This window comes from Verrucosispora sp. WMMC514, from assembly GCF_027497295.1.
Lineage (GTDB): Bacteria > Actinomycetota > Actinomycetes > Mycobacteriales > Micromonosporaceae > Micromonospora > Micromonospora palythoicola.
On record NZ_CP114906.1, the window covers coordinates 4,928,856 to 4,942,178 of the forward strand.

At 73.7% G+C, this 13,323-nt stretch carries 9 protein-coding genes; all 9 read left to right on the top strand.

The annotated features are described in order from the left end of the window. Positions 1-99 precede the first annotated feature (99 nt). The 9 genes from O7597_RS22945 to O7597_RS22985 all read left to right on the top strand — a co-directional run bounded on the left by O7597_RS22945 (position 100) and on the right by O7597_RS22985 (position 13,275). Complete coding sequence (locus O7597_RS22945; RefSeq protein WP_164450072.1) at positions 100-984, top strand: NAD kinase; 885 nt, start codon at positions 100-102, stop codon at positions 982-984. 57 nt (positions 985-1,041) lie between these two features. Next, entirely contained in the window at positions 1,042-2,799 is a 1,758-nt protein-coding gene (gene recN / locus O7597_RS22950; RefSeq protein WP_281580655.1) for a DNA repair protein RecN, read from the top strand. Positions 2,800-2,917: 118 nt separating this feature from the next. Beyond that, positions 2,918-4,096 (top strand): putative cytokinetic ring protein SteA, encoded by a 1,179-nt coding sequence (gene steA / locus O7597_RS22955; protein ID WP_269737399.1) that lies wholly within the window; start codon positions 2,918-2,920, stop codon positions 4,094-4,096. A 27-nt stretch (positions 4,097-4,123) separates the two neighbouring features. Further along, entirely contained in the window at positions 4,124-5,065 is a 942-nt protein-coding gene (locus tag O7597_RS22960) for a copper transporter (protein ID WP_269737400.1), read from the top strand. Between the two features lie 170 nt (positions 5,066-5,235). After that, positions 5,236-6,102, top strand: coding sequence for a hypothetical protein (locus tag O7597_RS22965; protein ID WP_281583304.1), 867 nt, complete (start codon positions 5,236-5,238; stop codon positions 6,100-6,102). A 1-nt stretch (position 6,103) separates the two neighbouring features. Then, positions 6,104-7,738 (top strand): lipid II flippase MurJ, encoded by a 1,635-nt coding sequence (locus O7597_RS22970; protein WP_281580656.1) that lies wholly within the window; start codon positions 6,104-6,106, stop codon positions 7,736-7,738. A 164-nt stretch (positions 7,739-7,902) separates the two neighbouring features. Next, a complete protein-coding gene (locus tag O7597_RS22975) occupies positions 7,903-9,078 on the top strand; it encodes a glycosyltransferase family 4 protein (protein ID WP_281580657.1) in 1,176 nt (391 codons plus the stop codon). Continuing rightward, positions 9,078-11,399 (top strand): hypothetical protein, encoded by a 2,322-nt coding sequence (locus tag O7597_RS22980; protein ID WP_281580658.1) that lies wholly within the window; start codon positions 9,078-9,080, stop codon positions 11,397-11,399. The genes O7597_RS22975 and O7597_RS22980 overlap by 1 nt, the downstream gene beginning before the upstream one ends. A gap of 136 nt (positions 11,400-11,535) precedes the next feature. Further along, positions 11,536-13,275, top strand: coding sequence for a CTP synthase (locus O7597_RS22985; protein WP_164450078.1), 1,740 nt, complete (start codon positions 11,536-11,538; stop codon positions 13,273-13,275). Positions 13,276-13,323 lie beyond the last annotated feature (48 nt).

Here is a 13,323-nt window from a genome sequence, read left to right on the forward strand (position 1 = left end):
GCGTGGCGGCGCGCGCCGCCGGTGAGCGGAGCGGGGCGGCCGCGTGAGCCGGTCCCGGCGAGTTGACCATCGGCGCGGTGTTCCCGGGCAGGAGTCACGGTGACCCGCACCGCCCTGTTGGTGACGCACACCGGCCGACGGCGCAGCACCGAGCATGCCCGTACGGTCGCCGCGGACCTGATCGCCGCCGGATTCGAGGTGCGGGTGGTGGCCGAGGAGGCCGAGGACCTCGACCTGCCGGGCACGGTACCGGTGACCGGGCCGGAGGCGGCCGAGGGAGCCGAGATCGTCTTCGCGCTCGGCGGGGACGGCACGTTCCTGCGCGCCGCGGAGCTGGCCCGGCCGGCGAAGGTGCCGTTGCTCGGCATCAACCTCGGCAAGGTCGGGTTTCTCGCCGAGGCGGAGATCGACGATCTCGACGTGGCGGTACGTGACGTGGTCAGCCGCAACTACAGCGTCGACGAACGACTGACCCTCGACGTGACGGCCGAATTCGACGGCGGGCCGACCATCGAGTCGTGGGCCCTCAACGAGATAAGCGTCGAGAAGGGCGAGCGGGCCCAGATGCTGGAACTGCTGGTGGACGTCGACGGGCGGCCGCTGTCCCGGTACGGCTGCGACGGCGTGGTCTGCGCCACGCCCACCGGCTCCACCGCGTACGCCTTCTCCGGCGGGGGGCCGGTGGTCTGGCCCGAGGTAGAGGCGTTGCTGCTGGTGCCGATCAGCGCGCACGCCTTGTTCAGCCGGCCGCTGGTGACGGCCCCCACCTCCACCATGACGATAACCGTCGACCCGTTCACCACGCTGGCTGTGCTCTGCTGCGACGGGCGGCGGGTCTACGACCTGCCTCCCGGCGCCCGGGTCACGGTGCGGCGGGGCGCCCTGCCGGTACGCGTCGTCCGGCTGCGGGACCGGTCGTTCACCGCGCGTCTGGTGGCCAAGTTCGACCTTCCGGTGCACGGCTGGCGGGGCAACCGTCGCTGACGTCGGCGGCCGCGCCGGCTGGTCAAGTGTCGGGCCACGCGTCTACTGTCGGTTGCTGTGCTGGAGGAGCTACGCATCACCGGACTGGGTGTCATCGAGGACACGACGTTGCCGCTGACCGGCGGCATGAACGTCATCACCGGCGAGACCGGTGCCGGCAAGACGATGGTGGTGACCGGGCTCGGCCTGCTCTTCGGTGGTCGGGCCGACGCCGGCCGGGTGCGTGCCGAACCTGGCCGCGCCGTCGTCGAGGGCCGGCTGCGTCTGGGTGGCCGGGTGGCGGAGACGGTGCACGCCCGGATCATCGACGCCGGAGGTGAACCCGACGAGGACGGCTGCCTGCTGCTGAGCCGTACGGTCACGGTGGAGGGTCGGTCCCGGGCCCACCTGGGTGGTCGCGGGATGCCGGTGTCGATGCTCGGCGAGGTCGGTGAGCAGGCCGTCGCGGTCCACGGCCAGTCCGACCAGCTGCGGTTGCTGCGCCCGGCGGAGCAGCGGGCCGCGTTGGACCGGTTCGCCGGTCCCGAGCACGAGAAGCTGCTCGACGCGACGCGGGACGCGTTCACCCGCTGGCGTCGGGTGGTCGACGACCTGGCCGACCGGCGACGCAACGCGCGGGAACGCCACCAGGAGACCGACCTGCTGCGGCTGGGCCTCGACGAGATCACCCGGGTTGATCCGCAGCCGGGTGAGGACGACGAGCTGAAGGCGGAGGCGCAACGACTGGAGCACGCCGAAGGTCTGCGTACCGCGGCTCAGCTGGCCCACCAGTGCGTGGCCGGCGGGTTGGAGGCCACCGACGACACGCCCGACGCCTCGACGCTGCTCGGCACCGCCCGGCGCACGCTCGAGGCGCAGGCCGGCACCGATCCGGCGCTCGGTGAACTGGCCGTGCGCCTGGAGGAGGCGGCCACGCTCGTCGCCGACGTGTCGGTGGAGCTGTCCACGTACCTCGCCGGCCTGGACGCCGATCCGGCCCGGCTGCAGGCCCTCTACGAGCGACGGGCCGCGTTGCGCGCGTTGACCCGCAAGTACGCCGACGACGTCGACGGTGTGATCGCCTGGGCGGAGCGGGCCCGGACCCGACTGTCCGAGCTGGACAACTCCGACGAGCTGCTCGACGAGCTGGATCGGGAGGCGTCCCGGTTGGCCGGTGAGGTGGCCGAGCTGGCCGGCCGGCTGTCGGTGTCCCGGCAGGAGGCGGCGGCGCGCTTCGCCGAGCAGGTCACCGTCGAGCTGGCCGGGTTGGCGATGCCGCACGCCCGGATCGAGGTGGCGGTGCTGCCCCGACCCGCCGGTCGGGCCGAACCGACGTTGCCGGTCAACGGGGTCGAGGTCGGCGTCGGACCCGACGGCGGCGACGAGGTCGAGCTGCGGCTGCTGGCCCACCCCGGCGCACCGTCCCTGCCCCTGCAACGGGGTGCCTCCGGCGGCGAGCTGTCCCGGGTGATGCTCGCCATCGAGGTGGTCTTCGCCGGTTCCGGCGGCCCACCGACGCTGGTCTTCGACGAGGTCGACGCGGGCGTGGGTGGCCAGGCGGCGGTGGAGATCGGCCGCCGGCTGGCCCGGCTGGCCCGCAGCCACCAGGTCCTGGTGGTGACCCACCTGCCGCAGGTCGCCGCCTTCGCCGACCGGCACCTGGTGGTGGCCAAGGACACCGGCGGCGCGGTCACCACCAGCGGCGTCCGGGTGGTGGAGGACACCGAGCGGGCCCGGGAACTCGCCCGGATGCTCGCGGGTTTGCCGGATTCGGATCTGGGTATCGCCCACGCCGAGGAACTCCTGGCCGTGGCGGCCAGGGAACGGCGGTCCTGAGACCGCGATTGTGAGCGGAGGCACACCGGCCTTCGCCCATGTGTGCTTCCCTGGGTAGGCGGCCCTGCTCAGGCATGTCGCGACAGATTCCCCTGCCTCACATGCCAGGATGGTCACGATGCGTCTACCCACGTTGCGCCGGGCCCGGAACGCGGAACCGGGACAGATCCTCGGCACCGCGCGCCTGGACCGCCGTACGAAACGGCTGGTCGGCCGGCTCCGCCCCGGCGACATCGCGGTCATCGACCACGTCGACCTGGACCGGGTCGCCGCCGACTCGCTCGTCGCGGTCGGTGTCGGTGCGGTGCTCAACGCCAAGCCGTCGGTCTCCGGCCGTTACCCCAACCTCGGGCCGGAGGTGCTGATCTCGGCGGGCATCCCGCTGCTCGACGACCTTGGCGAGGGCGTCTTCGAGCGGATCCGTGAGGGCGACACGGTGCGCATCGAGGGCAACACCGTCTACCTGGACGACGATCCGGTGGCACACGGCAGCCTCCAGGACGCCGAGAGCGTGGCCAAGGCGATGACCGACGCCCGGGAGGGCCTGTCGGTGCAGTTGGAGGCGTTCGCCGCCAACACGATGGACTACCTCAAGCAGGAGCGCGACCTGCTGCTCGACGGTGTCGGAGTGCCCGAGATCGCCACCGAGGTGCAGGGCCGGCACTGTCTGATCGTGGTCCGGGGCTACGACTACAAGGCCGACCTGGACGTGCTGCGCCCGTACATCCGGGAGTTCAAGCCGGTGCTGATCGGCGTCGACGGGGGCGCCGACGCCCTGGTCGAGGCGGGCTACACCCCCGATATGATCATCGGTGACATGGATTCGGTCACCGACGACGTGCTGCGCTGCGGCGCCGAGGTCATCGTGCACGCGTACCCGGACGGGCGGGCGCCGGGACTGCCCCGCGTCAACGGCCTCGGTGTGCCGGCGGTGACCTTCCCCGCCGCCGCCACCAGCGAGGATCTCGCCATGCTGCTGGCCGACGAGAAGGGCGCCTCGCTGATCGTCGCGGTGGGGACCCACGCCACGCTCGTCGAGTTCCTCGACAAGGGGCGCGGCGGCATGGCGTCGACGTTCCTCACCCGCCTCAAGGTCGGTGGCAAGCTGGTCGACGCCAAGGGCGTCAGCCGGCTGTACCGGCAGAGCATCTCGGGGTCGTCCCTGCTGCTGCTGGTCCTGTCGGCGCTGGCCGCCATGGCGTCGGCGGTGGCCGTCTCCACCGTCGGCAAGGCGTACCTGGGCGTGGTCTCCGAGTGGTGGGACAATTTCGTGTTCCAGCTCGGCCAGCTCTTCTAGCTCCCGACCGATCAAGAGGCTTCAAGCGTGATCAACTTCCGGTACCACGTGGTGTCCCTGACCGCGGTCTTCCTCGCCCTGGCGATCGGCCTGGTGGTGGGTACCGCCGCGCTCAACGGTCCGGTCGCGGACTCGCTCCGGGAGACCGTCAACGAACTGCGCAAGGACAACCAGCAGATGCGCCAGGCGGTCCAGAACATGCAACGGGAACTGGAGCTGGAGGAGGAGTTCGCCGCCGAGATGGCCCAGGTGATGCTGCCGGGCACGCTCAGCGGCAAGCGGGTGCTGGTGCTCAGCCTGCCCACCGGTCGCGAGCACACCGACGGGGTGCTCAACATGCTCCAGCTGGCCGGTGCCGACGTCACCGGGCGGGTCGACCTGCAGGACAAGTTCATCAACCCGGAGAACAACAACGACCTGCTCGAACTGGCGGTCACCGCGGCCCGACCGACCGACGCGCCGACCGCGGGGCTACCCGGCAACGGTCACGGCGTCGAGACCTCCAGCGCCCTGCTGGCCACCGTGCTGCTGGACCAGCCCGCCGGCGCCGAGCCGGTCACCGAGGCCGACCGGCGGGCGGTGCTGGCCGCGTACGGCAACGCCAACTACCTGACCACCGGCGACCGGATCACCGCACCGGCGGAGGCCGTCGTGGTGGTCAGCGGGCAGCCGTACGTGGACAAGGACTCCGCCAAGAAGGACGAGTCCGTGGTCAAGATCGCCGAGCAGTTCGACCGGACCGGGGCGATCGTGGTGGCCGGCAACGGCTCGGCCGGCGGGAACCTGGTGGCCTTCGTCCGGGGTGACGCGGTGCTCGCCCAGACCATCTCGACGATCGACAACGCCAACACCGTCCAGGGGCAACTGGTCACCACCCTGGCGCTGGTGCAGCAGCTCGCCGACCGTAAGGCCGGTCACTTCGGCGTCGGTGACAGCGCTGCCTCGCTGGTGCCTAGACTGCCCCAGTGAACCCTTCCGCCCTTTGCGGGGGCGGACCTGTCGACGGGTCGCCGGAGGTGCGCCCACGCCGAGCGGGGCGGGTTGACGGGGGTTCAGTTGCCTGACGGGCATCAGGTGCCCGATCCGACGATCTCCGCCGGCCGGCGGGAGGGGATGGCGTGAGTGAGCGGGACGGTGACGTGACGGTCTTCGGTCGACTCCTGGTGGCCGGGGCCGGGGCGGTCGCCGCCCGGTACGCGCTCCGCGTGATCCGCACCGCACCGCCCGCGCCGGCTCTGGAACGGACCAACTTCCGGGGACGCACCGTGACCCTGGCCGGCGGACCGGCCCTCGCGTTGGCGGCCTCGGGCGCCGCGGCCTGCGGAGCGGCGAGCGTGCCGGCTGCGGCGGCCACCCTGGTCGCCGGGCTCGGCGCCGGGGCCGTGGGCCTCTACGACGACGTCGTCGGTGCCCGCCCGGAGCAGAAGGCGGCCAAGGGTTTCGCCGGGCACCTGGCCGCGTTGCGACAGGGCCGGGTCACCGCCGGCCTCGTCAAGATCGTCGGAGTGGGTGCGGCCGGTCTGGGGGCGGCGGTCCTGCTCGCCGCCGATCGCGACGTGGCGGGGCATCCCCGTCGGCGCCGACCGGGCGCGGTGGGGCGGGGCGTCGACGTGCTGCTCGGCGCCGGGGTGGTGGCCGGCACGGCGAACCTGGTCAACCTGCTCGACCTGCGTCCGGGACGGGCGTTGAAGTCGGGTCTGCTGCTCGGTGCCCCGCTGAGCGGCGGCCGCCACGGCGGGATCGCCTCGGGCGCGGCCGGTGCCGCCGCCGGGCTGCTCCCCGCCGACCTCGCCGAGGACGTGATGCTCGGCGACAGCGGCGCGAACGCCCTCGGTGCGGTGCTCGGGGTGGCGCTGGCCGCCCGTACCGGCCCGGTCGGCCGGGCCGGGCTGCTGGCCGTCCTCGCCGGGCTCACCGCCGCCAGCGAGAAGGTGAGCTTCACGAAGGTCATCGCGAGCACGCCGGGGCTGCGTGAACTCGACGCGCTGGGCCGACGCGCCGACTGACGTGACCAGACCGGCCCCCCTCGTCGGCGCCGGCCGGGTGGCCGGAGCGGCCGCCCTCATCGCCGCGCTCACCGTGCTCAGCAGGCTGGCCGGATTCGGGCGTACCGCCGTGTTCACCTGGGTGGTGCAGGGCAGCGACCTGGGCGCGATGTACCTGCTCGCGAACACCATCCCGAACATCATCTTCGAGATCGTCGCCGGTGGGGCGTTGGCCAGCCTGGTCGTACCGCTGCTCGCCGGAGCGGTCGCGGCGGGGGACCGGCGGACGGTCGCGGCCACCACCGGCGCGCTGCTCACCTGGACGGTGACGCTGCTCGTGCCGCTCGCGGCGCTGGTGGCGCTGGGCGCCGGGCCGATCATCAACGCGCTCGGCGACGGCCGGTCACCGCAGGAGTTGGCGGCCGCCGCCCGGATGCTGCGGGTGTTCGCGCCGCAACTGCCGCTGTACGGCGTCGGCATCGTGCTCACCGGCGTGCTCCAGGCGCACCGCCGGTTCGCCTGGCCGGTGATCGCCCCGCTGTTGTCCAGCCTCACGGTCGTCGTGGTCTACCTGGTCTTCGCCGGGGTCGCCGGTACCGGCGCCAGCGTGGCGCAGGCGGGCCGCGGCGGTGAGCTGGTCCTGTCGGTGGGCACCACCCTCGGCGTGGTGGTGCTGTCGCTGTCGCTGCTGATCCCGCTGCGTCGGCTGCGGCTGCCGCTGCGCCCCGGGTACGCGTTGCCGGCCGACGCCCGGGTCCGGGTACGCGGGCTGGCGGTGGCCGGCGTGGTGACGGTCACCGCCCAGCAGGTCGCGCTGGCGGTCATCCTCTATCGGCTCTCCAGCGGTCGGACCGAGGCGTTCCAGGTGTTCAATCTGGCGCAGACGTTCTACCTGCTGCCCTGGGCGGTGCTGGCGGTGCCGCTGGCCACCGCCGCGTACCCGGCCCTGGCCACGGCGGCGGGCGCGGACGAGCCGACCTACCGGAAGGTGCTGTCGGCGACGCTGCGTGGGGTGCTGTTGTGCAGCTTCCTCGGTGCCGCGGCGCTGGTCGGTGCGGCCGGTCCGATCGGTCGGTTCTTCCCGCTCGACAGCGACGCGACCGCCGCCGCGATCGCCGGCTACGCGCCGGGGCTGCTCGGGTACGGGCTGTTCGCGGTGTTGTCGCGCGCGTTGTACGCCCGAGGTGCGACGCGGGCGGCGACCGTCACCATCACCGCCGGCTGGCTGGCGGTCCCGCTGGTGTTGCTTCCGCTGTCGGCGCTGCTCCCGGTGGCCGATCGGGTGCTGGCGGTGGCGTTGGCCAACTCGGCGGGAATGCTGCTGCTCGGGGCGCTGCTGCTGGTCGCGGTCGCCCGGTCGGCCGGACGGGAGGCGCTTGCCGGTGCCGGACGGGCCGCCGGTGCCGGTCTGCTGGCCGGCGGTACGGCCGCCGTCGTGGCCGTGGCGACGCTGCGGCTGCTGGACGCCGGGGGCGACCCCCCGGCGCGGTGGACGGCACTGATGCAGGGCATGCTGTCCGGAGTCCTGGTCGCTGTCGTGTTCCTCGCCGTGGTGTGGCTGGTCGACCGGCAGGACCTGCGGCCACTGCTGACCGGCCTGGGTCGACGCCTGCGCCGGGCCCGGCCAGCCGACCGGAAGGAGGAGGCGTCCCGGTGAGCGCGAGGAGTGAGCTTGCGAGCCCCGCAGTCGCGAACGGAAGGCTGGTTCGGTGAGCGCGAGGAGTGAGCTTGCGAGCCCCGCAGTCGCGAACGGAAGGCTGGTTCGGTGAGCGCGAGGAGTGAGCTTGCGAGCCCCGCAGTCGCGAACGAAGGGTCGGTCCGGTGAGTGCGTCGAACGGGTCGGCGGCCGTCGCCGGTGGGCCGGGGACGGTGGTGCTGCTGCTGGCGTCCAGCACCGGCGGGGTCGGCCAGCATGTCCGGTCGGTGGCGCGGGGGCTGGTCGCGGCCGGGCGGCCGGTGCTGGTCTGCGGGCCGGCGGCGACCCAGGAGCAGTTCGACTTCGTGGCTGCCGGTGCCCGGTTCCGGCCGGTGGAGATCCCGGCGAGTCCCACGCCGGCTGACGCCCGGGCGGTGGGCACGCTGCGCCGGCTGCTCGCCGCCGAGCCGGCCGACGTGGTGCACGCGCACGGGCTGCGCGCCGGGCTGGTGGCGGTGCTGGCCCGGCCGGTGGCTCCACTCGTGGTCACCTGGCACAACGCCGTGCTGGCCGGCGGGGTACGCGGTGCCGTGTCCCGGCTGGTGGAGCGGATCGTGGCGCGGGGTGCCCGGGTGACCCTCGGTGCCTCCGCCGACCTGGTGGCGCGGGCCGTCGCGTTGGGCGCCCAGGATGCCCGTGTCGCCCCGGTCGCCGCTCCGGAACTGCCCGCGCCGCGTCGTCGCCGGGCCGCCGTGCGGGCCGAGTTCGCCGTCGCCGCCGACCAGCCGTTGATCCTGTCGGTCGGCCGGCTGCATCCGCAGAAGCGGTACGACGTGCTGGTGGACGCCGCCGCCCGCTGGCGCGAGCGCACCCCGCCGCCGGTGGTCGTGATCGCCGGCAGCGGACCGGCCTACCTGCCGCTGGCCGCGCGGATCAGCGCCGCCCGGGCGCCGGTCACCCTGCTGGGGCACCGCACCGACGTGGCTGACCTGCTCACCGGTGCCGACCTGGCGGTGGTCACCAGCGACTGGGAGGCCCGTCAACTGTTCGCGCAGGAGGCGTTGCGGGCCGGCGTACCGCTGGTGGCGACCGCGGTGGGCGGGCTGCCGGAACTGGTCGGCGACGCGGCGGTGCTGGTGTCCCCGGGCGATGTGGACGCGGTCGACGCGGCGGTGCGGGGCCTGCTCGACGACGAGGCCGGCCGCGCCGAGCTGGCGCGGCGCGGTGCCGCGCGGGCGTCGACCTGGCCGACGGAGACGCAGACTCTCGCCCAACTGCTGGCGCTCTACGCCGAGCTGGTGCCCGGCCCGGCCGGGCCGGCGACGCCGGGCGCCGACACCCCGTCGACGGGACGCCGGTGATGCTGCGCCGCATCGCGCCGATCCTGCTCACCGTGCTGGTGGTGGCGCTCGGGGTCACCGCGCTGGCCGCCCGCCCGCAGAGTCCACCGTCTCGACCGAGCGCCGACTACGTGGTCCTCGTCGGGGTGGCCGGGCTGCGCTGGGACGACGTGGACCCGGAGCGTACGCCGACGTTGTGGCGGCTGGCCCGGGAAGGCTCGATCGGGTCACTGTCGGTGCGTTCGGCGCACCGGCCCACCTGTCCCGTGGACGGCTGGCTGACCCTCGGCGCGGGCAGCTTCGCCGCCTGGCCCGGCAACCGGGACGGGGACGGGCAGTGTGCGCCCGTCGACGTGACGGTGGACCAGCCGGACGGCATCGGTGCGAACCTGCCGGACCAGGAGAGCGTGGTCCTGCACAACCAGGAGCGGCTGCCGTGGGGCACGGTGCCCGGTGCGCTGTCGGAGTCGGTGCGGTGCTCGGTGGCGGTCGGACCGGGCGCGGCGGTGGCCGCCGCCCGCCCGTTCGGCCGGGTCGACCGGTACGCGCCGACGCTGCCCGAGGAACCGGCCGGACTGCTTGGTTCGTGTGTGCTCAGCATCGTCGACCTTGGCACGGTGGCGGGCGAGGATCCGGCGGTGCGGGCGGCGGCGGCCGAATCCGCCGACGCCGAACTGGCCCGGGTGCTGGCCGGTCGACCGCCACGTTCACTGGTGATCGTCGCCGGGGTCAGCGACACCGAGCGGCCGTCCCGGCTGCACGTGGCCGTCGCCCACGGTCCCGGCTGGGAGGAGGGCTGGCTGACCTCGCCCAGCACGGACCGCCGTGGGTATCTGCAACTGATCGACCTGGCCCCGACCGCGCTGGCCGCCCTGGGCCGCCCGATGCCGGACCGGCCCTTCCTCGGCCGGCCCGCCGAGTCGGTCGGTGACCGGCCCGCCGACCTGTCCGCCGCGATCGCCGAGCCGGCGGACGCGGATCGGGAGGCCGCCGCCCAGCGGGAGGTGGCCGGCGGGTTCTTCGTCCTGCTGGCCGTCGTTCAGGTGGCGCTCGCGGTGGCGGTGCTGCCGCTGCTGCGCCGGGCCCGCCGGCACGCCGGACCGTACGGGCCGAAACCGGTGCCGCGTGCGGTGGTGGCGACGGTGGAGGTGCTGCTGGTCGCCGCCGCCCTCGCGATACCGGCGGCGCTGGTCGCCGAGGCCGCTCCGTGGTGGCGTTTCGCCCATCCGGCGGCCTCGTTCGCCGGGCTGACCGCCGTGCTGCTGGCGGCCACGACGCTGCTGGTACGGCTCGCCCCCGGCTACCGCAGCACCCTGGGTCCGCTCGGCGCGGTGGCCGGGTTGACCACGTTGGCCGTCGGCCTGGACGTCGTCACCGGTGCCCGGTTGCAGCTCAACGGGGTGGTGGGCTACTCCGCGTTGGAGGGTGGCCGTTACGCGGGTCTGGGCACCGTCGGACTCGGCGTGTTCGTCGCCGCCGCCCTGCTCAGCGCCGGCTGGCTCGCCCAGCGGGTACGTCGTGGCTGGCGACCGACCGTCATGGTGATCGTGGGCGGGGCCGCCGTGGTGATCGTCGGTAGCCCGTACCTGGGTGCCGACTCGATCGGCGCGATCGCGCTGACCGCCGGAGTGAGCGTGGCGGCGGCGATCAGCGCGGGTGGCTGGCTGACGCTGACCCGGCTGGCCTGGGCGACCATGGCCGGGCTGGCCCTGACGGTCGGGTTCGCGGTGGTGGATCTGGGCCGGGACCCGGCGGAGCGGGGCAGCCTCGGCCGGTTCCTGGCCGCGCTCGGCGACGGCACCGGCGGATTGACCGTGCAGCGGTCCAGCGCCGCCAGCTTCGAGACGCTCGTCAACAGCCCGCTGACGGTGCTGGCGCTGGCGGGGGCGCTGCTGGTCTGGTTCGCGCTGCTGCAGCCCTGGGGCGGGCTCATGCGGCTGTTCGGCATCTACCCGGCGATCCGGGCGGCGATGGCGGGCACCGCGGTGGCGGCGGTGATCGGCGGTCTGCTGGGTGCCGCGGCGCTGGACGTGGCGGGGGCCGCGGCGGCCGTCGTGGTGCCGATGGCGGCACTGTCGGCGCTGCGGGTGCTCGACCACTCGGCGGACCGGACCAGGCCGGGGCTGGACCGCCCGGCTGACGGCGGGCCGTCCGCTGGCGGTCCGGGCGCTCCGGGCCCGTCCGATGGCGGCCCGTCCGATGGCGGCCCGTCCGATGGCGGCCCGTCCGATGGCGGCCCGTCCGGTGGCGCTCCTCGCCCGGGCGATGCCGGTCCGGACGGTGGCGTTGCGGACGGTGGTGGTTCGGGCGGGCGGTCGTCGGCCGAGGTCGCGACCGGGTGACTCGGCGGCGGTACCCGGGTGCGCCACCGGAGGGCCGTCGGGGAGGTGTTACCGTGGAATCCCGTGGATCGCGTGATCACTTCGCTGATCGGCTCGGCGGTCTGCACGACCGCGACGGACGACACGGGAGCAGGCCTTGGCCCCTTCAGCACGGACGACCAGGCACATATTCGTCACCGGAGGCGTCGCCTCCTCGCTGGGTAAGGGGCTCACCGCCTCCAGCCTCGGCAACCTGCTGACCGCGCGCGGCCTGCGTGTGGTGATGCAGAAGCTCGACCCGTACCTCAACGTCGACCCGGGCACGATGAACCCGTTCCAGCACGGTGAGGTCTTCGTGACCGAGGACGGTGCCGAGACGGATCTCGACGTCGGCCACTACGAGCGTTTCCTGGACCGGGCGCTGTCCGGCAAGGCCAACGTCACCACCGGCCAGATCTACTCCGAGGTGATCGCCAAGGAGCGGCGCGGCGAGTACCTGGGCGACACGGTCCAGGTGATCCCGCACATCACCAACGAGATCAAGTCCCGGATCCTGGCCATGGCCGACCCGGACGACGACGGCCGCACCCCGGACGTGGTGATCACCGAGGTCGGCGGCACGGTCGGCGACATCGAGTCGCTGCCGTTCCTGGAGGCGATCCGCCAGGTCCGCCACGACCTGGGCCGGGACAACTGCTTCTACCTGCACGTCTCGCTGGTGCCCTACCTCGCCCCCTCCGGTGAGCTGAAGACGAAGCCCACCCAGCACTCGGTGGCGCAGCTGCGCAGCATCGGTATCCAGCCCGACGCCATCGTCTGCCGTTCGGACCGGGACATTCCGGAGAAGCTCCAGCACAAGCTCTCCCTCTACTGCGACGTCGACGCCGAGGCGGTGATCGCCGCGCCGGACGCGCCGAGTATCTACGACATCCCGAAGGTGCTGCACCGGGAAGGGCTCGACGCGTACGTGGTGCGCCGGCTGAACCTCTCCTTCCGGGACGTGGACTGGGAAGGCTGGGACGACCTGCTGGAGCGGGTGCACCAGCCCCGGCACACCATCACCGTCGCGCTGGTCGGCAAGTACGTCGACCTGCCCGACGCGTACCTGTCGGTCAGCGAGGCGATCCGGGCGGCCGGCTTCGGCCACCGGGCCCGGGTGCAGCTGCGCTGGGTGCCCAGCGACGACTGCGTCACCCCGACCGGTGCGGCGGCGGCCCTGGCCGGGGTGGACGGCATCGTCATTCCCGGCGGGTTCGGCGTCCGGGGCATCGAAGGCAAGATCGGCACCGCCCGGTACGCCCGGGAGAACGGCATTCCGCTGCTCGGGCTCTGCCTGGGCCTGCAGTGCATGACCATCGAGGTGGCCCGGCACCTGGCCGGCCTGGACGGCGCGAACTCCCTGGAGTTCGACGCCGAGGCGGTGCACCCGGTCATCGCCACCATGGCCGATCAGCAGGACATCGTCGCCGGCAAGGGCGACCTGGGCGGCACGATGCGGCTGGGCGCGTACCCGGCGACGCTCACCGAGGGGTCGATCGTCGCCGAGGCGTACGGCAGCACCCAGGTCAGCGAGCGGCACCGGCACCGGTACGAGGTGAACAACGCCTACCGCGACCAGCTCGTCAAGGCCGGGCTGCACATCTCGGGCACCTCGCCGGACGGTCGGCTGGTCGAGTTCGTCGAGCTGGACCGGGACCTGCACCCGTTCTTCGTGGCCACCCAGGCGCATCCGGAACTCAAGAGCCGCCCCACCCGGCCGCATCCGCTGTTCGCCGCCTTCGTCCACGCCGCGGTGACGTACTCGCACGCCGACCAGCTCCCGGTCGATCTGGACGGGGCCACCGCCGAGCGGGCCACCCGCAACGGCGCCGCCACGAAGGCGGCCTCGGCCTCGTGAGCGGACGGTCCGTACGAATCGACGGGGCGATCCGGGCCGCTGTCGGAA

Coding starts and splice junctions, on each gene's coding strand:
- steA (WP_269737399.1), top strand. CDS start 2,918: ATGCGTCTACCCACGTTGCGCCGGGCCCGGAACGCGGAACCGGGACAG.
- O7597_RS22980 (WP_281580658.1), top strand. CDS start 9,078: ATGCTGCGCCGCATCGCGCCGATCCTGCTCACCGTGCTGGTGGTGGCG.